General features: G+C 61.0%; 19 protein-coding genes. 12 read left to right on the forward strand and 7 right to left on the reverse strand.

All coding sequences use genetic code 11. The annotated features are described in order from the left end of the window. Nucleotides 1-12: 12 nt before the first annotated feature. From frr to rpsB, 4 genes are all read right to left on the reverse strand, one after another. Nucleotides 13-570 (reverse strand): ribosome recycling factor, encoded by a 558-nt coding sequence (gene frr / locus RG836_RS26760; protein ID WP_310850841.1) that lies wholly within the window; start codon nt 568-570, stop codon nt 13-15. Beyond that, nucleotides 567-1310, reverse strand: coding sequence for a UMP kinase (pyrH, locus tag RG836_RS26765; RefSeq protein WP_003172271.1), 744 nt, complete (start codon nt 1308-1310; stop codon nt 567-569). The genes frr and pyrH overlap by 4 nt, the downstream gene beginning before the upstream one ends. A 213-nt stretch (nt 1311-1523) precedes the next feature. After that, on the reverse strand, nt 1524-2387 hold the full coding sequence (gene tsf / locus RG836_RS26770) for a translation elongation factor Ts (protein ID WP_310850842.1): 864 nt from the start codon (nt 2385-2387) through the stop codon (nt 1524-1526). Between the two features lie 191 nt (nt 2388-2578). Continuing rightward, complete coding sequence (rpsB, locus tag RG836_RS26775; RefSeq protein ID WP_003219330.1) at nt 2579-3316, reverse strand: 30S ribosomal protein S2; 738 nt, start codon at nt 3314-3316, stop codon at nt 2579-2581. Between the two features lie 372 nt (nt 3317-3688). Here rpsB and map point away from each other — a divergent pair, with 372 nt between their 5' ends. From map to dapC, 3 genes are all read left to right on the forward strand, one after another. Continuing rightward, a complete protein-coding gene (map, locus tag RG836_RS26780; protein ID WP_310850843.1) occupies nt 3689-4471 on the forward strand; it encodes a type I methionyl aminopeptidase in 783 nt (260 codons plus the stop codon). 37 nt (nt 4472-4508) lie between these two features. Further along, on the forward strand, nt 4509-7211 hold the full coding sequence (locus RG836_RS26785; protein ID WP_310850845.1) for a [protein-PII] uridylyltransferase: 2703 nt from the start codon (nt 4509-4511) through the stop codon (nt 7209-7211). Nucleotides 7212-7434: 223 nt separating this feature from the next. Next, nucleotides 7435-8631 (forward strand): succinyldiaminopimelate transaminase, encoded by a 1197-nt coding sequence (dapC, locus tag RG836_RS26790; RefSeq protein ID WP_310850847.1) that lies wholly within the window; start codon nt 7435-7437, stop codon nt 8629-8631. A gap of 53 nt (nt 8632-8684) precedes the next feature. On the opposite strand, the gene RG836_RS26795 is transcribed toward dapC, so the two are convergent. Continuing rightward, nucleotides 8685-10316, reverse strand: coding sequence for a Na+/H+ antiporter (locus RG836_RS26795; RefSeq protein WP_310850849.1), 1632 nt, complete (start codon nt 10314-10316; stop codon nt 8685-8687). A 186-nt stretch (nt 10317-10502) separates the two neighbouring features. On the opposite strand from RG836_RS26795, the gene RG836_RS26800 reads away from it, so the two are divergent. From RG836_RS26800 to RG836_RS26815, 4 genes are all read left to right on the forward strand, one after another. After that, complete coding sequence (locus RG836_RS26800) at nt 10503-10865, forward strand: ArsC family reductase (protein WP_310850850.1); 363 nt, start codon at nt 10503-10505, stop codon at nt 10863-10865. 33 nt (nt 10866-10898) lie between these two features. Then, nucleotides 10899-11933, forward strand: a complete 1035-nt coding sequence (gene dapD / locus RG836_RS26805) for a 2,3,4,5-tetrahydropyridine-2,6-dicarboxylate N-succinyltransferase (RefSeq protein WP_310850851.1) — start codon at nt 10899-10901, stop codon at nt 11931-11933. 124 nt (nt 11934-12057) lie between these two features. Continuing rightward, nucleotides 12058-13263 (forward strand): aminotransferase class V-fold PLP-dependent enzyme, encoded by a 1206-nt coding sequence (locus RG836_RS26810; RefSeq protein WP_310850853.1) that lies wholly within the window; start codon nt 12058-12060, stop codon nt 13261-13263. Continuing rightward, a complete protein-coding gene (locus RG836_RS26815; RefSeq protein ID WP_310850854.1) occupies nt 13260-13664 on the forward strand; it encodes a SufE family protein in 405 nt (134 codons plus the stop codon). Before RG836_RS26810 ends, RG836_RS26815 begins: the two co-directional genes overlap by 4 nt. Nucleotides 13665-13709: 45 nt before the next feature. Here RG836_RS26815 and tcdA read toward each other — a convergent pair whose 3' ends face one another. Then, complete coding sequence (gene tcdA, locus RG836_RS26820; protein ID WP_310850856.1) at nt 13710-14528, reverse strand: tRNA cyclic N6-threonylcarbamoyladenosine(37) synthase TcdA; 819 nt, start codon at nt 14526-14528, stop codon at nt 13710-13712. Between the two features lie 228 nt (nt 14529-14756). Between tcdA and RG836_RS26825 the strand changes: the two genes are divergently transcribed. From RG836_RS26825 to RG836_RS26840, 4 genes are all read left to right on the forward strand, one after another. Further along, entirely contained in the window at nt 14757-17348 is a 2592-nt protein-coding gene (locus RG836_RS26825; RefSeq protein WP_310850857.1) for a glycosyltransferase, read from the forward strand. 137 nt (nt 17349-17485) lie between these two features. Continuing rightward, nucleotides 17486-18637 (forward strand): succinyl-diaminopimelate desuccinylase, encoded by a 1152-nt coding sequence (dapE, locus tag RG836_RS26830; RefSeq protein WP_310850858.1) that lies wholly within the window; start codon nt 17486-17488, stop codon nt 18635-18637. After that, a complete protein-coding gene (locus RG836_RS26835; RefSeq protein ID WP_310850859.1) occupies nt 18637-19446 on the forward strand; it encodes a putative RNA methyltransferase in 810 nt (269 codons plus the stop codon). The genes dapE and RG836_RS26835 overlap by 1 nt, the downstream gene beginning before the upstream one ends. Nucleotides 19447-19529: 83 nt before the next feature. Beyond that, a complete protein-coding gene (locus RG836_RS26840) occupies nt 19530-19907 on the forward strand; it encodes a hypothetical protein (protein ID WP_310850861.1) in 378 nt (125 codons plus the stop codon). A 132-nt stretch (nt 19908-20039) separates the two neighbouring features. Here RG836_RS26840 and RG836_RS26845 read toward each other — a convergent pair whose 3' ends face one another. Further along, nucleotides 20040-20249, reverse strand: a complete 210-nt coding sequence (locus tag RG836_RS26845) for a cold-shock protein (RefSeq protein WP_310850862.1) — start codon at nt 20247-20249, stop codon at nt 20040-20042. A 242-nt stretch (nt 20250-20491) separates the two neighbouring features. Here RG836_RS26845 and plsB point away from each other — a divergent pair, with 242 nt between their 5' ends. Next, the gene (gene plsB, locus RG836_RS26850) at nt 20492-22984 is read left to right on the forward strand and encodes a glycerol-3-phosphate 1-O-acyltransferase PlsB (protein WP_310850863.1); all 2493 of its coding nucleotides are present in this window, start codon (nt 20492-20494) and stop codon (nt 22982-22984) included. The last annotated feature ends 53 nt before the right edge of the window (nt 22985-23037 follow it).

Here is a 23037-nt window from a genome sequence, read left to right on the forward strand (position 1 = left end):
GAAACGCGACCCTTATACGGCCATCAGGTCCGCTTCTTTTTGCTTGGTCGCCGCGTCGATATCGGCCTCAGCCTTGTCGGTGAGCTTCTGGATATCGGCAGCGGCACGACGCTCTTCGTCTTCGCTGATTTCCTTGTCCTTGACCAGCTTCTTCAACTCGCCCAATGCATCGCGACGAATGTTGCGCACGGCCACGCGGGCGTCTTCCGCAGCACTGCGAGCCTGCTTGGTGAAGCCCTTGCGGGTTTCTTCGGTGAGCGCCGGCATGGAAATCAGCAGCAATTCACCGAGGTTGGTCGGGTTGAGATTCAGCCCGGCGCTTTGGATGGCTTTGTCGACCGCAGCGAGCATGTTGCGCTCGAATGCCACGACCTGCAGGGTCCGGGAGTCTTTGACGGTCACGTTGGCGACGCCGCTCAACGGGGTATCGGCACCGTAGTAAGGCACCATCACGCTGCCCAGGATGCTCGGGTGAGCCTTGCCGGTACGAATCTGTCCAAATGCGTGAGACAGAGACTCCAGGGATTTCTGCATGCGCTCTTGAGCGTCTTTCTTGATTTCGTTGATCATTGTTGGCCTTCCTCGATCAGGGTCCCTTCTGCGCCACCATGCACGATGTTCAGCAGGGCGCCGGGCTTGTTCATGTTAAATACGCGCAACGGCATCTTGTGGTCGCGGCACAGGCAAATGGCGGTCAGGTCCATCACGCCCAGCTTGCGATCCAGTACTTCATCGTAAGTCAGATGATCGAACTTCTCGGCATGCGGGTCTTTGAATGGGTCTGCGGTATACACGCCGTCGACCTTGGTTGCTTTGAGCACGACGTCGGCATCGATTTCGATTGCACGCAGGCAAGCAGCCGAATCCGTAGTGAAGAACGGATTGCCGGTACCGGCGGCGAAGATCACCACTTCCTTGGCGTTCAAGTGGCGCATGGCTTTGCGGCGGTCATAGTGATCCGTCACACCAACCATGGAGATGGCGGACATGACGATGGCCGAGATATTGGCACGTTCCAGCGCATCGCGCATGGCCAGGGCGTTCATCACAGTGGCCAGCATGCCCATGTGGTCGCCGGTGACTCGATCCATACCGGCAGCGCTCAGTGCCGCGCCGCGGAACAAGTTGCCACCACCGATCACCAGGCCAACCTGCACGCCGATGCCAACCAGTTGGCCAACTTCCAGCGCCATGCGATCAAGCACCTTGGGATCGATCCCGAACTCTTCCGAGCCCATGAGGGCCTCGCCGCTGAGCTTGAGTAGAATGCGTTTATAGCGAGCCTGATAACCACTGCCCTGCTGAGCCATTGCGAATCTCTCCTGCGGCGTATTTTCAAAAAATTCTTTGCTGGCTGTTTTTCAGCCTGCGTTCACTCTAGCTTGACGCTGGTTCAGCGCCATCGGAACACGGCTTTGTAAGCCAGTTCCGAAAGGAAGCCAACAAAAATTGGCTACCCCATCTGAAAAGAGGCTGCGCGCGTGAGCGGGCAGCCTCTTCAGGGCGACAGTTAGAAAACCGTCTTATTGCTTGGCGGCAGCCAGCTGGGCAGCAACTTCTTCAGCGAAGTTGTCGACCGGCTTCTCGATGCCTTCGCCCACTTTGAAGTAGGTGAAGGAAACGATTTCAGCACCGGCTTTCTTAGCCAGTTCGCCAACCTTGATTTCAGGGTTCTTGACGAACGCCTGCTCAACCAGGCTCGCTTCAGCCAGGAACTTGCTGATACGGCCTTTGACCATGTTCTCAACAATGTTTTCCGGCTTGCCGGCGATCTTGTCAGCGTTGAGAGTCAAGAACACGCCCTTCTCACGCTCGATCGCTTCAGGGGAAACTTCCGACGGCAGCAGGAACTCAGGGTTGGTTGCTGCAACGTGCATGGCGATGTCTTTGGCCAGCTCAACGTCGCCGCCCTTAAGAACAACCGCAACACCGATCTTGTTGCCGTGCAAGTAACCACCAACCACGTCACCTTCAACGCGGGTCAGGCGACGGATGTTGACGTTTTCGCCAACCTTGCCGACCAGGATCAGGCGATCGGCTTCTTGAGCGGCGATCAGCGGAGCAACGTCAGTCAGCTTGTCAGCGAAAGCTTTTTCAACGCTGGAAGCCACGAATGCCTTGAAGTCGTCCTGCAGAGCCAGGAAGTCGGTCTGGGAGTTCACTTCCAGCAGGACGGCGGATTTACCGTCTTCCTTCAGAGCGATAGCGCCTTCAGCGGCAACGTTGCCCGCTTTCTTGGCAGCCTTGATGGCGCCCGAAGCACGCATGTCATCAATGGCTTTTTCGATGTCGCCGCCAGCCTTGGTCAAGGCTTTCTTGCAATCCATCATGCCTTCGCCGGTACGCTCGCGCAGTTCTTTGACCAACGCTGCAGTAATCTCTGCCATTTCAAAATTCCTCTTGGATAGGTTATCAACCATTCCACCCGATCGAACGGGCGTTCAATTCTTCACGAACCACCGAGGTTGTCCGCTGCGCGTTACAAGCTTGTAGCGGCGCGGGAGACAAACGGTTTTCGAGGTGGCAAAAAGGGGGCCAAGCCCCCTTTTTGCTTACTGAGCCAACGCCAAGGCGTTAATTACTCAGCTGCAGCGACCGGAGCTTCTTCAACGAACTGCTCGGTACCGCCAGCAACGTGGTTGCGGCCACGGATAACAGCGTCAGCCATCGAACCCATGTACAACTGGATGGCGCGGATGGCGTCATCGTTGCCTGGGATGATGTAGTCAACGCCTTCCGGGCTGCTGTTGGTATCGACAACGCCGATAACCGGGATACCCAGCTTGTTGGCTTCGGTGATCGCGATGCGCTCGTGATCAACGTCGATAACGAACAGTGCGTCTGGCAGACCGCCCATGTCCTTGATACCACCCAGGGAACGATCGAGCTTCTCAAGATCGCGAGTGCGCATCAGCGCTTCTTTCTTGGTCAGCTTGGCGAAAGTACCGTCTTCGGCTTGCACTTCAAGGTCACGCAGACGCTTGATGGAAGCACGGATGGTTTTGAAGTTGGTCAGCATGCCGCCCAACCAGCGGTGATCGACGTACGGCGAACCGCAACGTGCTGCTTCTTCAGCAACGATCTTGCCAGCGGAACGCTTGGTGCCGACGAACAGAATCTTGTTTTTGCCCTGGGCCAGACGCTCTACGAAAGTCAGCGCTTCGTTGAACATTGGCAGGGTTTTTTCAAGGTTGATGATGTGGATCTTGTTACGCGCGCCGAAAATGTACTTGCCCATTTTCGGGTTCCAGTAACGGGTCTGGTGACCGAAGTGCACACCGGCCTTCAGCATATCGCGCATGTTGACTTGGGACATGATAGTTCCTTAATAAGTCGGGTTTGGCCTCCACGTATCCCAATGACCAACCAGCAGCATCAGCTGAAGGCACCCAGGTCATCGTGTCGACACGTGTGTGGATTTAAGCTTCTCGGGGTATCCCCGGAAAGCGGCGCATTTTATATCACAGGAAGGTTCGAAACGGAACCCGGATTGTGCAAAGCCACGGCGCCATTGGCGTGCGCCCCGTGGTACCGGCCCAGAATGCACCATTCCCTATGGAGAAGCGATGCACAGAAGCTCAGATTTGCGCCGATGGTCTGGTAGAATCGCGTTTTTCAGGGCCGCAAAGGCGTTCACGCCGTGCCTATTCCGTTTTAATAAACGCCGCTGAGCGCAAAGAGAGCCTGTATGACCGTCACCCTCAAAACCCCCGAGGACATCGCGAAAATGCGCGTCGCCGGCAAACTGGCCGCCGATGTGCTGGAAATGATTGCCGAACATGTCAAACCCGGCGTCACCACCGAAGAGCTGGACCGCATCTGCCACGACTACATCGTCAACGAGCAAAAAGCCATCCCCGCCCCGCTCAACTATAAAGGCTATCCGAAGTCGATCTGCACCTCGATCAATCACGTGGTATGCCACGGGATTCCGAACGAGAAGCCGCTCAAGGACGGCGACACGCTAAACATCGACGTTACCGTCATCAAGGATGGCTACCACGGCGACACCAGCCGCATGTTCCACGTTGGCACCGTGCCGGTCTGGGCCGAGCGCCTGTCGCAAATCACCCAGGAATGCATGTACAAGGCGATCGAAATCGTCAAGCCTGGCTGCCGCCTCGGCGACATCGGCGAAGTGATCCAGAAGCACGCTGAGAAAAACGGTTTCTCGGTGGTGCGCGAATTTTGCGGCCACGGCATCGGCAAGGTGTTCCATGAAGAGCCGCAGATCCTCCACTACGGCCGCGCAGGCACCGGCATGGAGCTGCAAGCCGGCATGACCTTCACCATCGAACCGATGATCAACCAGGGCAAGGCCGACACCAAAGTGCTGGGCGACGGCTGGACCGCCATCACCAAGGACCGCAAGCTGTCGGCGCAGTGGGAACACACCCTGCTGGTGACCGAAACCGGTTACGAGATCTTCACCCTGCGCGCCGATGACACCATCCCTCGCGTTTCGGCCTGACCCCGCCGCTCCCAGCCTATAGAAGGAAAGCCAATCGATGCCGCAGGTGGATCCCGAACTCTTCGACCGTGGCCAGTTCCAGGCTGAACTGGCGCTGAAGGCCAGCCCGATCGCGGCCTTCAAGAAGGCCATCCGCCAGGCCCACGAAACGCTTGATGCGCGTTTTCGCAGTGGCCGCGATATTCGCCGGCTGATCGAGGACCGCGCCTGGTTTGTGGATAACCTGCTGCAAAAGGCCTGGGAGCAGTTCAACTGGAGTGAAGACGCCGACATCGCACTGGTCGCCGTTGGTGGCTATGGACGGGGCGAACTGCACCCCTACTCCGACATCGATTTGCTGATCCTGCTGGACAGCGCCGACCACGAAGTTTTCCGTGATTCCATTGAGCGTTTTCTGACGTTGCTGTGGGACATTGGCCTGGAAGTCGGTCAGAGCGTTCGCTCGGTGGATGAATGCGCTTCAGAAGCCCGCGCCGACCTGACGGTCATTACCAATTTGATGGAAAGCCGCACCATCGCCGGCCCGGAACGCCTGCGCCAGCGCATGCTCGACGTCACCAGTACCGCGCACATGTGGCCGAGCAAAGAGTTCTTCCTGGCCAAGCGCGCCGAGCAAAAGGCCCGCCACCACAAGTACAACGACACCGAATACAACCTGGAACCCAACGTCAAAGGCTCGCCCGGTGGCCTGCGGGATATCCAGACCATTCTGTGGGTCGCGCGCCGCCAGTACGGCACGCTGAACCTGCGGGCGCTGGCCGGCGAAGGCTTCCTGGTGGAAAGCGAAAACGCCTTGCTGGCGTCTTCCCAGGAATTCCTCTGGAAAGTCCGCTACGCCCTGCACATGCTTGCCGGCCGCGCGGAAGATCGCCTGCTGTTCGATCACCAGCGCTCCATCGCCGGGCTGCTGGGCTTCGAGGGCGACGATGCCAAGCAAGCCATCGAAAACTTCATGCAGCAGTATTACCGGGTGGTCATGAGCATTGCCCAGCTCAGCGACCTGATCATCCAGCATTTCGAAGAAGTGATCCTGGCCCCGGAGGACGAAGCGCCGCCGCAGCCGATCAATTCGCGTTTCCAGTTGCACGACGGCTACATCGAGGCGCGCAACGACAACGTGTTCAGCCGCACGCCGTTCGCCATGCTGGAAATCTTCGTGTTGATGGCCCAGCAGCCGGAAATCAAAGGGGTACGCGCAGACACCATTCGTCTGCTGCGGGAAAATCGTCATCTGATCGACGACGATTTCCGCAACGACATCCGCAACACCAGCCTGTTTATCGAATTGTTCAAATGCAAGATCGGTATCCATCGCAACCTGCGGCGGATGAACCGCTACGGCATTCTCGGGCGTTACCTGCCTGAGTTTGGCTTTATCGTTGGGCAGATGCAGCACGACCTGTTCCACATCTATACCGTCGACGCGCACACGCTGAACCTGATCAAACATCTGCGTAAGTTGCAGTACACCCAGGTGTCGGAAAAATTCCCGCTGGCCAGCAAGCTCATGGCCAAACTGCCGAAGCCCGAACTGATCTACCTCGCGGGCCTGTACCACGACATCGGCAAGGGCCGCCACGGTGACCACTCGGAAATTGGTGCGGTGGACGCCGAGGCGTTCTGCCAGCGGCACCAATTGCCGACGTGGGACAGTCGACTGATCGTCTGGCTGGTGCAAAACCACTTGGTGATGTCGACCACCGCCCAGCGCAAGGACTTGTCCGACCCGCAGGTGATCCACGACTTCGCCCAGGCCGTCGTCGACGAAACACGCCTCGACTATTTGTACGTGCTGACGGTCGCCGACATCAATGCCACCAACCCGACGCTCTGGAATTCCTGGCGCGCCAGCCTGTTGCGCCAGCTCTACACCGAGACCAAGCGCGCCTTGCGCCGCGGCCTGGAGAACCCGGTGGACCGCGAAGAACAGATCCGCCAGACCCAAAGCGCGGCGCTGGACATCCTGGTGCGCGGCGGCACCGATCCGGACGACGTTGAGCAACTCTGGGCGCAACTGGGCGATGACTACTTCCTGCGCCATACCGCCGGCGACGTGGCCTGGCACAGCGACGCGATCCTGCAGCAGCCGGCCGACGGCGGCCCGCTGGTGCTGATCAAGGAAACCACCCAGCGCGAGTTCGAGGGCGGCACGCAGATCTTCATCTATGCCCCGGACCAGCACGACTTTTTTGCCGTGACCGTGGCCGCGATGGACCAACTGAACCTGAACATCCACGATGCGCGGGTCATCACCTCCAGCAGCCAGTTCACCCTCGACACCTATATCGTGCTCGACACCGACGGTGATTCGATCGGCAATAACCTGGAGCGGGTCAAACAGATTCGCGACGGCCTCACCGAAGCCCTGCGCAACCCGGACGACTACCCGACCATCATTCAGCGCCGGGTGCCGCGCCAGCTCAAGCATTTCGCCTTCGCGCCGCAGGTGACGATCCACAACGACGCCCAGCGCCCGGTGACCGTGCTCGAACTCAGCGCCCCGGACCGTCCTGGCTTGCTAGCGCGCATCGGCACGATTTTCCTGGAGTTTGACCTGTCGCTGCAGAACGCCAAGATCGCCACCCTCGGCGAGCGGGTGGAAGACGTGTTCTTCATCACCGACGCGAACAACCAGCCGCTGTCCGACCCGCTGCTGTGCAGCCGCTTGCAGGATGCGATCGTTGAACAATTGAGCGTCAGCGCCGAACCTGGAATCAGTCTGTCGCGTATCAGCATTTGAACTGACACATCTTCTGCGCGTTGATAGCGGTTGAAGTGTTTTTTGTGGCGAGGGAGCTTGCTCCCGCTGGGCTGCGAAGCGGCCCCTGAACTCGCGAACGCGGGCTGTCAGGCACACCGCAGGCGAAGGTTTTGCGACTGCTGCGCAGCCGAACGGGAGCAAGCTCCCGCGCCACAGAAGTCGTCCCCGCCAAGCCCGCTCTCGGATTAAAAAGAGGCCCCCGATGAACAATGCTCTGAACCAGTTGCAGCCGTATCCCTTCGAAAAGCTCCGTGCGTTGCTGGGCAGCGTCACACCGAATCCGGACAAGCGGCCAATCGCGCTGTCCATTGGCGAACCGAAACACCGTTCGCCAGGCTTTGTCGCCGAAGCCCTGGCCAACAACCTGGATCAGATGGCGGTTTACCCGACCACCCTCGGCATCCCAGCCCTGCGCGAAGCCATTGCCGCCTGGTGCGAACGTCGCTTCGCCGTACCCAAGGACTGGCTCGACCCGGCACGCAACGTACTGCCGGTCAACGGCACACGCGAGGCGCTGTTCGCCTTCACCCAAACCGTGGTCAACCGTAGTGACGATGCGCTGGTGGTCAGCCCGAACCCCTTCTACCAAATCTATGAAGGCGCGGCGTTCCTCGCCGGGGCCAAGCCGCACTACCTGCCGTGCCTGGATGAGAACGGTTTCAACCCGGACTTCGACGACGTGTCGCCGGACGTCTGGACACGTTGCCAGATCCTGTTCCTGTGCTCGCCCGGCAACCCGACCGGCGCGCTGATCCCGCTCGACACTCTGAAAAAGCTGATTGCCCTCGCCGACGAGTATGACTTCGTGATCGCCGCCGACGAGTGCTACAGCGAGCTGTACTTCGACGAGCAAACACCGCCACCGGGCCTGCTTAGCGCTTGCGTCGAACTGGGACGCGAAGACTTCAAACGCTGCGTGGTGTTCCATAGCTTGTCCAAGCGTTCCAACCTGCCCGGCCTGCGTTCCGGCTTCGTCGCCGGCGACGCCGATATCCTCAAAGGCTTCCTGCTGTATCGCACCTACCATGGCTGCGCGATGCCGGTGCAGACTCAACTGGCCAGCATCGCGGCCTGGCAGGACGAGGCCCACGTCCAGGCCAACCGTGACCTCTACCGCGAAAAATACGACGCGGTGCTGGCGATCCTCAGCCCGGTGATGGACGTGCAACGCCCGGACGGCGGTTTCTACCTGTGGCCGAACGTAGCCGGCGATGACGAAGCCTTCTGCCGCGACCTGTTCGTCGAGCAGCACGTCACGGTGGTGCCAGGCTCGTACTTGTCCCGGGAAGTCGACGGTTTCAACCCCGGCGCCGGCCGTGTACGCCTGGCCCTGGTTGCACCACTGGCGGAATGCGTCGAAGCAGCGGAACGTATTCGTGCATTTATCAGTAACAAGTAAGCCAACCTTAATAACATCCCGCCCGGTGCAACGCCGGGCGGGCGCTCAAACGCTCACTTGACCACGCCCAACTTGGCTTCGCTCAAATCCAGCTCGCCGAGCACTTCACGCAAAACGTCATCGCCAATCTGGTGATGACGGCTGAGGCGGTACAACTCCAGGCGCTGGGCGCGCAATGCGGTCAGCCGCAAGCGGCGCTCCAGCAAGTCCATTTGAAACGCCAATGCCTGGGCTTCTGCCGAGTCATTGAACACATCCAGTTGATGGCGATATTCAGTCATCAGCCGCGCCCTCAGCTCAGCGGCCAGCGCCGCTTCGGTTGCGTCCAGTGGCTTGGCTTCTTCGAGTTCCAAGGCATGGATGGCCGCTTCCGCCGTCTTGCGCCAGGCGTCGCGCACTTCTTGTCGGCGCTTGTCGTCTGGACTTTTTTCAATGCCGCGCAGCAGCAACGGCAAGGCAATGCAAGCGGCGACCAAGGACAACAGAATCACCCCGGCGGCAATGAAGATCAGCAGGTCTCGTTCAGGGAAGGGGTCGCCACCCATCAACATCGGCACCGACAGCACACCCGCCAGCGTCACGGCACCGCGCACTCCGCCAACCGTCAGTAGCCATACGGATCGCGTGCTCGGCACCTGCGTCAGGGCGCCGACACCACGCCAGCGCCGCAGCCACACCGACAGGCGCCAGATGCTTTGCACCCAGACGAATCGCAACACCAGCAGCACGACAAAAATCGCCATTACGTCCAGGCAGCGATAAAGCAACATCGGCCACAGCGAGGTTTCATGGCTGGCGACGGCTTTGATGATGTCTGGTAGTTGCAGGCCCAGCAGCAGAAAAATCAAGCCGTTGAAGGCGAACTCAAGCAACGACCAGACACTGCGATTGAGCAGCCGTGTACTGGTCTGGCGCGGCAGCAGATCGAGCCAGCTCTGCATCATCCCGGCCGCTACCGCCGAGAGGATTCCCGATACCCCCAAGCGCTCGGCCAGCACATAAGCGGCGAAAGGCAGCAGCAACATGAACACCACGTGGGTGGCCGGATCATCCCAGCCCCGGTTGATCATCCACGCGCGCAAGCGGCCGACCAGCCAGCTCAGGGCCACACCCACCGCCAGACCGCCGAGCGCCACCAGCACAAAGGTCAGGCTGGCGTTGGCCAGCGAGAACACCCCGGTGATCGCGGCGACCAGCGCAAACTTGAACGTCACCAGGCCCGAGGCATCGTTCATCAGCGCCTCGCCCTGAAGCATGTGCATCAACGGCGTCGGCAGGCGGTTCTGGGAAATCGCCGACACCGCCACCGCATCGGTCGGCGACAGCACCGCCGCCAGCGCGAACGCCACCGCCAACGGAATACTCGGAATCAACCAATGAATGAAATACCCGGCGCCGACTACTGTGAACAGCACCAGCCCGACCGCCAGGGTCAGGATCGGTCCGCGCAAGCGCCACAATTCGCGCTTGGGCATGCGCCAACCGTCGGAGAACAGCAGCGGCGGCAGAAACAGAAACAGGAACAACTCGGGGTCCAGCGCCACATGCAGGCCAAGCGTCGGCCAGGCCAGCAAGGCCCCGGCGCCGATCTGCACCAGCGGCAGCGGCAACGGAATCACCCGCCCCACCAGGCGCGAGACACTGACCAGCATCAACAGGATCAGAACGGTGTAGGCGGTTTGCATAACGCGAGTTCCCGGACAAACGACAGCATCGAATTGCCATAGTAGCCGCTTAGACTGAGGGTTGGCCGGTGGGCCGTGTTGAATGACCAGCGAAACTCCTCACCCATCAGGTTTTGCGTGGGAACCATCCGGCCATGGCATAATCCGTCACCTTTTATTTCCAGCACCTGCAAAGGGGGCAATTCCTTGACCGTTTCAAGCAAAACGTTGCACCTTTTCGGCATCAAAGCCTGCGACACCATGAAAAAGGCGCGCACCTGGCTCGATGAACACGCTGTCAGCTATGACTTCCACGATTACAAGACGGCCGGAATCGACCGTGAACACCTGACCCAGTGGTGCAACGAGCATGGCTGGCAGGTGGTGTTGAACCGTGCGGGCACGACTTTTCGCAAACTCGACGACGAACGCAAAGCCGATCTCGACCAGGCCAAAGCCATCGAACTGATGCTCGCACAACCCTCGATGATCAAGCGCCCGGTGCTTGATCTCGGTGATCGAACCCTGATTGGCTTCAAGCCAGATATTTATGCGGCGGCGCTCAAGTAAGCCAGCCCGATCCATTTTGTTAGAGGTATTTCCATGTCCACTACTCTGTTCAGCCTGGCCTTCGGTGTCGGCACTCAAAACCGTCAAGGCGCCTGGCTGGAAGTGTTCTACGCCCAGCCGCTGCTCAACCCGTCGGCCGAACTGGTCGCAGCCATCGCTCCGGTACTGAATTACACCGAGGGCAACCAAGCCATTGCGTTCACCACCACCCAGGCTTCGCAACTGGCCGAGGCGCTGAAAAGCGTCGACGCGACTCAGGCTGCGCTGCTGACCCGTCTGGCCGAGAGCCACAAGCCGCTGGTCGCCACCCTGCTCGCCGAAGACGCACAACTGACGTCCACGCCTGAGGCCTACCTCAAACTGCACCTGCTGTCCCATCGCCTGGTCAAGCCGCACGGCCTGAACCTGGCCGGTATTTTCCCGCTGCTGCCGAACGTGGCCTGGACCAGCCAGGGCGCGATCGACCTTGGCGAATTGGCTGAGCATCAACTGGAAGCACGCCTGCGCGGCGAGTTGCTGGAAGTGTTCTCGGTGGACAAGTTCCCGAAAATGACCGACTACGTGGTTCCGGCCGGCGTGCGTATCGCTGACGCGGCGCGGATCCGTCTCGGCGCTTACGTGGGCGAAGGCACCACCGTCATGCACGAAGGTTTCGTCAACTTCAACGCGGGCACCGAAGGCCCGGGCATGATCGAAGGCCGCGTATCTGCCGGCGTGTTCGTCGGCAAGGGTTCGGACCTGGGTGGCGGTTGCTCGACCATGGGCACCCTGTCGGGCGGTGGCAACATCGTGATCAAGGTTGGCGAAGGCTGCCTGATCGGCGCCAATGCCGGCATCGGCATTCCGTTGGGCGATCGCAACACCGTGGAGTCGGGCCTGTACGTGACCGCCGGCACCAAGGTCGCGCTGCTGGACGAGAACAACAAGCTGGTCAAAGTGGTCAAGGCCCGTGAATTGGCCGGCCAGCCAGACCTGTTGTTCCGTCGCAATTCGGAAACCGGCGCGGTGGAATGCAAAACCCACAAGTCGGCCATCGAACTGAACGAAGCGCTGCACGCTCACAACTAAACCTCGATCCGGTGGGAGCGAGCCTGCTCGCGAAGGCGTCCGTCAGGTCGCCAATGCTTCGCGAGCGGCCTCGCTCCCACCTGGTTTTGCGTACACCCGCCCATGTTCACCAGGGCCCGATAACATGATGATCCCCTCTCCCTGGCGCGCCGACTTCCCGGCCATCGCCGCTTTGCAACGGCAAGACCAGACGTATCTGGACAACGCCGCCACCACGCAAAAACCTCAAGCCCTGCTGGATGCCATGGTGCATTACTACGCCAACGGCGCAGCCAACGTGCACCGTGCACAGCATTTGCCCGGCGCCCATGCAACCCAGGCCTTTGAGGACAGCCGCGGCAAAGTCGGGCAATGGCTGAATGTCGGCGACAGCGGGCAGATTGTCTTTACCCACGGCGCCACCAGTGCGCTCAACCTGCTGGCCTATGGCCTCGAATCGCTGTTCGAGCCGGACGATGAGATTGTCATCAGCGCCCTGGAGCATCACGCCAACCTGCTCCCCTGGCAGCAACTGGCGCAACGCCGCGGGCTGAAACTGGTGGTATTGCCGCTGGACGCAGACGGCCTCATCGACCTCGACACTGCGGCGCATTTGATCGGCCCGCGCACGCGTCTGCTGGCCGTCAGCCAGTTGTCCAACGTGCTCGGTGCCTGGCAACCGTTGGTGCCGCTGCTGGCAATGGCCAAGACGCACGACGCGTTGACCGTGGTCGACGGCGCCCAGGGCGTGGTCCATGGCCGACACGACGTGCAGGCGCTGGGCTGCGACTTTTATGTGTTCTCCAGCCATAAGCTCTACGGCCCGGATGGCTTGGGCGTGTTATTTGGCCGCCATGCAGCGTTCAAGCAACTGCGCCATTGGCAATTCGGTGGTGAGATGGTGCTGGACGCGGATTACCACGCTGCGCGCTTTCGCCCCGCGCCATTGGGTTACGAAGCCGGCACGCCGCCGATCGCCAGTGTGATCGGCCTCGGCGCCACCCTGGATTACCTGGCCACGCTGGACCAGGACGCGGTTTCGGCCCATGAAACCGCGCTGCACGATTACCTGCTTCAGGGTTTGCAGGCACGCAAAGGCATCCGCCTACTGGGCAAGCCGCAATTGGCCCTGGCCAGTTTTGTCGTTGAGGGTGTGCATAACTCGGACCTGGCGCATTTGCTGACCGAGCAGGGCATTGCGGTGCGCGCCGGGCATCACTGCGCCATGCCGTTGCTGAAAAGCTTCGAACTGGCCGGGGCGATTCGGGTGTCGCTGGCGCTGTACAACGATTCCGCCGACCTTGAGCGTTTCTTCGAAGCACTGGATCAAGCGCTGGAGTTGCTGCGATGAACCTGCCGGCCGAGGCTGTCACCGCGCTGCAAGCATTCCAGGCAGCCGCCAGTTGGGAACAGCGCGCGCGATTGCTGATGCAGTGGGGCGAACGCCTGCCGCCGCTGGAGCCTGTGGATAAGTCAGAGACCAACCGCGTCCACGGCTGCGAAAGCCAGGTGTGGCTGACCGGTGCTTTGCACGAGGGGCATTGGCAATTTCGTGCCAGCAGCGATGCCCGGTTGATTCGTGGCCTGGTGGCGTTGCTGTTGACGCGGGTTAACGGGCTGTCGGCCAGCGAGTTGCAGCAAGTGGATTTGCCGGACTGGTTCAATCAACTGGGCTTGAGCCGGCAGTTGTCGCCGTCGCGCAGTAACGGTCTGAATGCCGTGCTGCAACGGATGAAAGAGTTGGCGCAATAACCTGTGGCGAGGGAGCTTGCTCCCTTGCCACAACAGCACTGCCCGTCAGGCCTGAGCCTTGACCCGATCTGCCGGCCGCCGCACACCCGCCACAATCTTATCCACAGCCTTGGTGGCAGCGACCATGCCGAAGGTCGCGGTCACCATCATCACCGCGCCGAACCCGCCGGCGCAGTCGAGCTTCACGCCGTCACCGACAAAACTCTTCTGCAAGCAAATACTGCCGTCCGGTTTCGGGTAGCGCAGTTGTTCGGTGGAGAACACGCAGGGCACGCTGTAGTGGCGGGTTACGGTGCGCGAGAAGCCGTAGTCGCGGCGCAAGGTCGAGCGCACTTTTGAAGCCAGCGGGTCGTTGAAGGTGCGGTTCAAGTCACAGACCTGGATCAGCGTCGGGTCGATCTGCCCGCCCGCGCCGCCGGTGGTGATGATCTGGATCTTGCGTCGCTTGCACCAGGCGATCAGCGCAGCCTTGGCGTTGACGCTGTCGATGCAGTCGATCACGCAGTCGATGTTCGGCGTGATGTACTCGGCCATGGTCTCGCGGGTGACGAAATCGGCCACGGCGTGCACCGTGCAATCCGGGTTGATCCCACGCAGGCGCTCTGCCATCACCTCAACCTTGGGTTTGCCGACGGTGCTGTCCAGCGCGTGCAACTGCCGGTTGGCATTGCTGACGCAGACGTCATCGAGGTCGAACAGCGAAATTTCGCCGACGCCACACCGGGCAATCGCTTCCGCTGCCCAGGAACCGACACCGCCGACGCCGACGATCGCCACATGCGCGGCGCGCAAATGCGCCAAGCCTTCGATGCCATATAACCGGGCGATGCCTGCAAACCGCGGATCTTCTGTGCTCATGACCATTACCTAAAAAACCGGCGCGCATTATAGGGCCACGCCGCCACAAGTTCTAAGCTACAAGCGACAAGTGTAAGAACTTATGTGAAACGGAGTTGCCAAACGTCAGGCTTTTCCCCGCCTTCTGTACGAAAAATGGAAAGCCCGGTGTAGGATGCGCCCCCCCCCTGCCCTCGCAGGCAGCCAGCCGCCTTCCGGTCCTTCGTTCCACAGCCTTTGGAACCTGAAATAACCATGTCATCGCGTAAATTTGGACTCAACCTGGTGGTAGTGCTTGGCATTGCGGCGCTGTTCACCGGTTTCTGGGCGCTGGTCAATCGCCCGGTCACGACCCCCAACTGGCCGGAACAGATTTCAGGCTTCTCGTATTCGCCGTTCCAGCAGGGTCAATACCCGCAGAAAGAGCAGTACCCGAACGACGATCAGATGCGCCGCGACCTGGAAATCATGAGCAAGCTCACGGACAACATCCGGACTTACTCGGTCGACGGTTCGCTCGGCGATATTCCCAAGCTTGCCGAGGAATTCGGTTTGCGCGTGACGCTGGGGATCTGGATCAGCCCGGACCTGGAGCGCAACGAACGGGAAATCCAGCGCGCCATCGAACTGGCTAATACCTCGCGCAGCGTGGTGCGGGTGGTGGTCGGCAACGAAGCGCTGTTCCGCGAAGAAATCACCCCGGAAGCGCTGATCGTATTGCTCGACCGAGTGCGCGCCGCAGTGAAAGTGCCGGTAACCACCTCCGAGCAGTGGCACATCTGGGAACACAACCCGCAACTGGCCAAACACGTAGACCTGATCGCGGCCCACGTCCTGCCGTACTGGGAACATATTCCGATGGCCCAGGCGGGACAATTCGTACTCGACCGCGCCCGCGATCTGAAGAAAGCCTTCCCGAAAAAACCGTTGTTGCTGTCGGAAGTCGGCTGGCCGAGCAACGGTCGTATGCGCGGTGGCGCCGACGCCTCACCGGCGGACCAGGCGATTTACCTGCGCACCCTGGTCAACAAACTCAACCGCCAGGGTTTCAACTACTTCGTGATCGAGGCGTTTGACCAACCCTGGAAGGCCAGCGACGAAGGTTCGGTGGGCGCCTATTGGGGCGTGTTCAACGCCGCGCGCCAGCAGAAATTCAACTTTGAAGGCCCGGTGGTGGCGATCCCGCAGTGGCGAGTGCTGGCGGTCGGCTCGGTGGTGTTGGCGCTGCTGTCGCTGACTTTGTTGATGATTGACGGCTCGGCCCTGCGCCAGCGCGGCCGCACCTTCCTGACCTTTATCGCATTCCTGTGTGGGTCGGTGCTGGTGTGGATCGGCTACGACTACAGCCAGCAATACAGCACCTGGTTCAGCCTCACCGTCGGATTCCTCCTCGCCCTCGGTGCGCTCGGGGTATTTATCGTGTTGCTCACCGAAGCCCACGAACTCGCCGAAGCGGTCTGGACCCACAAGCGCCGACGAGAATTCCTGCCGGTGGTGGGGGATTCGGACTACCGACCGAAAGTGTCGATTCATGTACCTTGCTACAACGAACCGCCGGACATGGTGAAGCAGACGCTCAACGCCCTGGCCAACCTCGATTACCCGGATTTCGAAGTCCTGCTCATCGACAACAACACCAAGGACCCGGCTGTCTGGGAGCCGGTGCGTGACTACTGCGCAACCCTCGGCCCGCGCTTCAAGTTCTTCCACGTCGCGCCACTGGCCGGGTTCAAGGGCGGCGCGCTGAATTACCTGATTCCGCACACTGCCAAGGATGCCGAAGTCATTGCGGTGATCGACTCGGATTACTGCGTCGATCCCAACTGGCTGAAACACATGGTGCCGCACTTCGCCGACCCGAAAATCGCCGTGGTGCAGTCGCCGCAGGATTACCGCGACCAGAACGAAAGCACCTTCAAGAAGCTCTGCTACGCCGAGTACAAAGGCTTCTTCCACATTGGCATGGTGACCCGCAACGATCGTGACGCGATCATCCAGCACGGCACCATGACCATGACTCGACGCTCGGTGCTCGAAGAACTCGGCTGGGCCGACTGGTGCATCTGCGAAGACGCCGAACTGGGCCTGCGGGTGTTCGAAAAAGGACTGTCGGCGGCGTATTACCACACCAGTTACGGCAAGGGTCTGATGCCCGATACCTTTATTGACTTCAAGAAGCAGCGGTTCCGCTGGGCTTACGGGGCGATTCAGATCATCAAGCGGCACACCGCCAGTTTGCTGCGCGGCAAGGACACCCAACTGACCCGAGGCCAGCGTTATCACTTCCTGGCGGGCTGGTTACCGTGGATCGCCGACGGCATGAACATCTTCTTTACCGTCGGCGCGCTGTTGTGGTCGTCGGCGATGATCATCTCGCCGCAACGGGTCGATCCGCCGCTGCTGATTTTTGCCATTCCGCCGTTGGCGCTGTTTGTGTTCAAGGTCGGCAAGATCATCTTCCTCTACCGCCGCGCGGTGGGCGTCAACCTCAAGGACGCGTTCTGCGCCGCGCTGGCCGGTCTGGCGCTGTCGCACACCATCGCCAAAGCGGTGTTGTACGGCTTCTTCACCAGCAGCATTCCGTTTTTCCGCACACCCAAAAACGCTGATAACCACGGCTTCTGGGTGGCGATTTCGGAAGCTCGCGAAGAGCTGTTCATCATGCTGCTGTTGTGGAGCGCGGCGCTGGGGATCTTCCTGGTGCAGGGTCTGCCGAGCAACGACATGCGCTTCTGGGTGGCCATGCTGCTGGTGCAGTCGCTGCCGTACCTGGCGGCGCTGATCATGGCGTTCCTGTCGTCGCTGCCGAAACCGGCGGCACAGACGCAAACCGCGCCGGCGGTGTAAATCCGCGCCGATGGACTAAACGGCGGCCAATGGCCGCCGTTTTGCTTTAAGATAACCGCCATTTTGCAGGGCTTGGCGGGGCTCGGTCTGACGGCCGGCCTCACCCCTCGCCCCATTTCAAGCTTTCGGAGTTTTCCATGACGGCCCACGCCGACCTTTCGCCGACCCTCCAACTCGCCATCGATCTGATCCGTCGTCCGTCCGTGACGCCGCTGGATGCCGATTGCCAGAAGCAGATGATGCAGCGCCTGGGCGATGCCGGTTTCAAACTGGAGCCTATGCGCATCGAGGATGTGGATAACTTCTGGGCCACCCACGGTAAACACGACGGCCCGGTGCTGTGTTTTGCCGGTCACACCGACGTGGTGCCGACCGGTCCGGTGCAGGCGTGGCAGATCGACCCGTTCGACGCGGTGATCGACGAACACGGCATGCTCTGTGGCCGCGGCGCGGCGGACATGAAAGGCAGCCTCGCGGCGATGACCGTGGCCGCCGAGCGCTTCGTCACCGATTACCCGGACCACAAGGGCTCGGTGGCTTTCCTGATCACCAGCGATGAAGAGGGCCCGGCGCACCACGGCACCAAAGCCGTGATCGAACGCCTCGCCGCCCGTAAGGAACGTCTGGACTGGTGCATCGTTGGCGAACCGTCGAGCACCACCCTGGTCGGTGACGTGGTCAAGAACGGCCGTCGCGGTTCCCTCGGCGCCAAGCTGACCGTACGCGGTGTGCAGGGCCACGTTGCCTACCCGCACCTGGCGAAGAACCCGATCCACCTCGCCGCCCCGGCCCTGGCGGAACTCGCCGCCGAGCATTGGGACCACGGCAACGATTTCTTCCCGCCGACCAGTTTCCAGATTTCCAACGTCAACTCCGGCACCGGCGCGACCAACGTAATTCCGGGCGACCTGGTGGCGGTGTTCAACTTCCGTTTCTCCACTGAGTCCACGGTTGAAGGCCTGCAGAAGCGCGTCGCGGATATCCTCGATAAACATGACCTGGACTGGCACATCGACTGGGCGCTGTCTGGCCTGCCGTTCCTCACCGAACCGGGCGCGCTGCTCGATGCGGTGGCGTCGAGCATCAAGGACATCACCGGCCGCGACACCCAAGCTTCTACCAGCGGCGGCACCTCCGACGGGCGCTTCATCGCCACCATGGGCACACAAGTAGTGGAACTGGGCCCGGTCAACGCGACCATCCATCAGGTCAATGAGCGTGTATTGGCCGCCGATCTCGATGTGCTGACCGAAATCTACTATCAGACCCTGATCAAGTTGCTCGCCTGATGCTCGCCTGCCCGATCTGCAGCGAACCGCTGAATGCGGTGGACCATGGCGTCGCCTGCCCCGCCGGGCATCGCTTCGACCGCGCGCGCCAGGGTTACCTGAACCTGTTGCCGGTGCAGCACAAGAACAGCCGCGACCCTGGGGATAACCTGGCGATGGTCGAGGCGCGGCGCGATTTCCTCAACGCCGGGCATTACGCTCCGGTAGCCAAGCGCCTGGCCGAGTTGGCCGCTGAGCGTGCACCGCACCGCTGGCTCGACATTGGCTGCGGCGAGGGTTACTACACCGCGCAAATCGCCGAAGCCTTGCCGAATGCCGACGGCTACGCGTTGGATATTTCCCGCGAAGCGGTCAAGCGCGCCTGCAAGCGCAACCCGCACCTGACCTGGTTGATCGCCAGCATGGCGCGCGTGCCGCTGGCGTCGGGCAGTTGTCAGTTTCTGGCGAGCGTGTTCAGCCCGCTCGACTGGCAGGAAGCCAAGCGCCTGCTCAGCCCTGGCGGTGGCTTGATGAAAGTCGGCCCCACCAGCGGCCACCTGATGGAACTGCGCGAACGCCTGTACGACGAAGTGCGCGAGTACACCGACGACAAACACTTGGCCTTGGTGCCGGACGGCATGGCACTGGCCCACAGCGAGACCCTGGACTTCAAGCTGACCCTGGCCAGCGGTCAGGACCGCGCCAACCTGCTGGCGATGACGCCCCACGGCTGGCGCGCCAGTGCCGAGCGCCGGGCGGCCGTGATCGAGCAGGCGGAGCCCTTCGAAGTCAGCGTGTCGATGCGCTACGATTATTTCGTCGTCCAATAACCCCAATTTCTTGGCCCGGAGCAACGGCTCGGGGCCGGCTAAATCCGCGAATGGATTTTTCCACGACCGCCATGAGGACATCCATGCGCCAGCCCGATATCGAGATTTACCTGAAAGACGCCGACGTCGATCACAAGGCCATCGCCACTTGGCTGGGTACCGCGCTGGGCCCGTGCAGCGACTGGGTGCAGAAGGGCCAGACCTGGAAATGCAAGGCCGGCAACGTGCCGGTAACCTGGCTGCCGAAAGCCGTGGGAAAGTGGAACAGCCTGTACCTGGAGAGCGACCAGACGCCGTGGGAGGACGACATCGCCTGCGCCCGCGCCGCATTTGCCGCGCTGAACGTCGAAGTGCGTTGTGCGCCGGGGACTTGGGTCGAGGAAGAAGGTGAAGAATCGGCTGACCGCTGGATTCGCATCAGCGCCGATGGTGAGGAAGAGATCACCTGGAAAACCGCGTAAGCCTTCACACGATCCTGTGTGGGAGCGAGCCTGCTCGCAAAAGCGCTGGGCCAGCCAACATCAATGCTGGATGTGCCGCCGTCTTCGCGAGCAGGCTCGCTCCCACCGTGTTGCGTGATCCTGGGGGCAAAGTTACAGCCCCAACACATCCTCAGCCTGTAAGCCCTTCTCGCCATTGACCAAGGCGTATTCCACCTGTTGGCCCTCCGCCAGCGAACGGTGCCCTTCGCCACGAATCGCACGGTAGTGGACGAACACGTCCGCCCCGTCTGCGCGCTGGATAAAACCGTAGCCCTTGGCGTCGTTGAACCACTTCACGTTGCCGGTTTCGCGTGTTGTCATCTGGTCATACTCCTTTTTTATTATGGATCGGGCTTATCGCAGCAAGCCTCGAGAACAGTGCGCGCGCTGAGAGTGGCCACTATAGGGCCAGCGTGAACTCGCCGAGTATATGACAAGCCTCAAAACTCTCAACAAAAGATCAACAGGAGTTTACTTCGGCGGTTTTTTGCCGATTTTCGGCGAATCCGGCACACTAGCCGCCCAAGCGCGCGCTTGGTTTTATTCACTCACGCAGAAGCCGTATGACCCGTTCCCCGTTTCGCCGTCTTGTGTTTGGCACCTTGCGCCGATTGCTCTACCTCTGGGTGCGCTCGGAGACGATCAACCAGTCGTCATTCACCCTCAACCTCGACCGCAGTCGCCCGGTGTTCTACGTCCTGCAAAATCCCTCGCTGTCCGATTTGGCAGTGGTCGACACCGAGTGCACCAAGGCTGGTTTGCCGCGCCCGGTGCTGCCGGTGTCGGTGGGTAACCTGCTGGAACCGGCGGCGTTTTTCTACCTGACCCCCGAACCGGACTTCCTCGGTCGCCAGGACAAGCGCGGTGCGCCACCGACCCTGACCCGACTGGTCAGCGCCCTGAGCGAGAACGCCGCCGAAGACGCGCAGATCATTCCGGTCAGCGTGTTCTGGGGCCAGTCGCCGGACAGCGAGTCGAGCCCGTGGAAGCTGTTGTTCGCCGACAGCTGGGCGGTCACCGGGCGTCTGCGCCGCTTGCTCAGCATCATCGTGCTCGGGCGCAAGACTCGAGTGCAGTTCTCCGCGCCGATCCACCTGCGCGAACTGATCGAGCACAACAAGGGCCACGAGCGCACCGTGCGCATGGCCCAGCGCATCCTGCGGGTGCACTTCCGCAACCTCAAAGCCGCCGTGATCGGCCCGGATATTTCCCACCGGCGCAACCTGGTCAAGGGCTTGCTCAACGAGCCGCTGGTCAAGCAGGCGATCCTTGATGAAGCCGAGCGCGAAAACATCTCCCCGGAAAAAGCCAAGGCCCAGGCCCTGCGCTACGGCAACGAAATCGCTTCGGACTACACCTACACCGCGATTCGTTTTCTGGAAGTGGTGCTGAGCTGGTTCTGGAACAAAATCTACGACGGGATCAAGGTCAACCACATCGAAGGCGTGCAGGACGTCGCGCCGGGTCACGAAGTGATCTACGTGCCGTGCCATCGCAGCCACATCGACTACCTGCTGCTCTCCTATCTGCTGTTCCGCAACGGTCTGACGCCGCCGCACATCGCCGCCGGGATCAACCTCAACATGCCGGTGATCGGCAGCCTGCTGCGCCGTGGCGGCGCGTTTTTCATGCGCCGCACCTTCAAGGGCAACCCGCTCTACACCTCGGTGTTCAACGAATACCTGCACACCTTGTTCACCAAGGGGTTCCCGGTGGAGTACTTCGTCGAGGGTGGCCGTTCGCGCACCGGGCGCATGCTGCAGCCGAAAACCGGCATGCTCGCCATCACCTTGCGCAGTTTCCTGCGCTCGTCGCGGATGCCGATCGTGTTCGTGCCGGTGTACATCGGCTACGAGCGGGTGCTGGAAGGCCGGACCTACCTCGGCGAGTTGCGTGGCGCGAGCAAGAAGAAAGAATCGATCTTCGACATCTTCAAAGTCATCGGCGCGCTCAAGCAGCGTTTCGGTCAGGTCGCGGTGAATTTTGGCGAGCCGATCAAACTGGCGGAATTCCTCGACAGCGAGCAACCGGACTGGCGCAGCCAGGAACTGGGCCCGCAGTTCAAACCGGCGTGGCTGAACGAAACCACCAATCGCCTCGGCGAAAAGGTTGCCCGGCACCTCAACGAAGCGGCGGCGATCAACCCGGTCAACCTGGTGGCGCTGGCGTTGCTGTCTACCAGTCGCCTGGCCCTGGACGATCGCGCCATGGCCCGGGTGCTCGACCTGTACCTGGCGCTGCTGCGCACAGTGCCTTACTCGCCGCACACCACCCTGCCGGAGGGTGACGGCGCGGCGCTGATCCAGCATGTCAAAGACATGCAGTTGCTGTCGGAGCAGAGCGACGCGTTGGGCAAGATTCTGTACCTGGACGAGCAGAACGCGGTGCTGATGACCTACTACCGCAACAACGTCCTGCACATCTTTGCCTTGCCGGCGCTGCTGGCGAGTTTCTTCCAGAGCGCCTCGCGGATGAGCCGCGAACAGATCCTGCGCTATACCCGCGCGTTGTATCCGTACCTGCAATCGGAGCTGTTCATCCGCTGGTCGTTGGAAGAACTCGACGCGGTCGTCGACCAATGGCTCGAGGCATTTGTCGAACAAGGCCTGCTGCGCTACGAGAACGAGGTGTACCTGCGCCCGGCGCCGAGTTCGCGGCATTTCGTGCTGCTGACCCTGCTGTCGAAAAGCATCGCCCAGACTCTGCAACGCTTTTACATGACGGTGTCGTTGCTGCTCAACAGCGGCCAGAACAGCATCAGCGCCGAAGAACTGGAAGACCTGTGCACGGTCATGGCCCAACGCCTGTCGATCCTGCACGGCTTGAACGCGCCGGAGTTTTTCGACAAGAGCCTGTTCCGCCATTTCATCCAGACCCTGCTCGACCTCGAGGTGCTGCGCCGCGACGAAGCGGGCAAGCTGAGCTATCACCCGCTGCTCGGCGAATTGGCCGAAGGCGCGGCCAAGCGCGTGTTACCGGCGGACATTCGCCTGTCGATCCGCCAAGTGGCGTTGCATCGCAGCGAAGATGCGGCGGACGTAGCACCGGCCGTTTGACACTTTCGGACATGCACTAAGTAAACACGACTGTTTTCTTAGTGCATGTATTC

The sequence above is a fragment of the Pseudomonas rhizozeae genome (genome assembly GCF_031583775.1).
In the GTDB taxonomy this organism is placed as follows: Bacteria; Pseudomonadota; Gammaproteobacteria; order Pseudomonadales; family Pseudomonadaceae; genus Aquipseudomonas.

Coding starts and splice junctions, on each gene's coding strand:
- frr (WP_310850841.1), bottom strand. CDS start 570: ATGATCAACGAAATCAAGAAAGACGCTCAAGAGCGCATGCAGAAATCC.
- pyrH (WP_003172271.1), bottom strand. CDS start 1,310: ATGGCTCAGCAGGGCAGTGGTTATCAGGCTCGCTATAAACGCATTCTA.
- tsf (WP_310850842.1), bottom strand. CDS start 2,387: ATGGCAGAGATTACTGCAGCGTTGGTCAAAGAACTGCGCGAGCGTACC.
- rpsB (WP_003219330.1), bottom strand. CDS start 3,316: ATGTCCCAAGTCAACATGCGCGATATGCTGAAGGCCGGTGTGCACTTC.
- map (WP_310850843.1), top strand. CDS start 3,689: ATGACCGTCACCCTCAAAACCCCCGAGGACATCGCGAAAATGCGCGTC.
- RG836_RS26785 (WP_310850845.1), top strand. CDS start 4,509: ATGCCGCAGGTGGATCCCGAACTCTTCGACCGTGGCCAGTTCCAGGCT.
- dapC (WP_310850847.1), top strand. CDS start 7,435: ATGAACAATGCTCTGAACCAGTTGCAGCCGTATCCCTTCGAAAAGCTC.
- RG836_RS26795 (WP_310850849.1), bottom strand. CDS start 10,316: ATGCAAACCGCCTACACCGTTCTGATCCTGTTGATGCTGGTCAGTGTC.
- dapD (WP_310850851.1), top strand. CDS start 10,899: ATGTCCACTACTCTGTTCAGCCTGGCCTTCGGTGTCGGCACTCAAAAC.
- RG836_RS26810 (WP_310850853.1), top strand. CDS start 12,058: ATGATGATCCCCTCTCCCTGGCGCGCCGACTTCCCGGCCATCGCCGCT.
- RG836_RS26815 (WP_310850854.1), top strand. CDS start 13,260: ATGAACCTGCCGGCCGAGGCTGTCACCGCGCTGCAAGCATTCCAGGCA.
- tcdA (WP_310850856.1), bottom strand. CDS start 14,528: ATGGTCATGAGCACAGAAGATCCGCGGTTTGCAGGCATCGCCCGGTTA.
- RG836_RS26825 (WP_310850857.1), top strand. CDS start 14,757: ATGTCATCGCGTAAATTTGGACTCAACCTGGTGGTAGTGCTTGGCATT.
- dapE (WP_310850858.1), top strand. CDS start 17,486: ATGACGGCCCACGCCGACCTTTCGCCGACCCTCCAACTCGCCATCGAT.
- RG836_RS26835 (WP_310850859.1), top strand. CDS start 18,637: ATGCTCGCCTGCCCGATCTGCAGCGAACCGCTGAATGCGGTGGACCAT.
- RG836_RS26840 (WP_310850861.1), top strand. CDS start 19,530: ATGCGCCAGCCCGATATCGAGATTTACCTGAAAGACGCCGACGTCGAT.
- RG836_RS26845 (WP_310850862.1), bottom strand. CDS start 20,249: ATGACAACACGCGAAACCGGCAACGTGAAGTGGTTCAACGACGCCAAG.
- plsB (WP_310850863.1), top strand. CDS start 20,492: ATGACCCGTTCCCCGTTTCGCCGTCTTGTGTTTGGCACCTTGCGCCGA.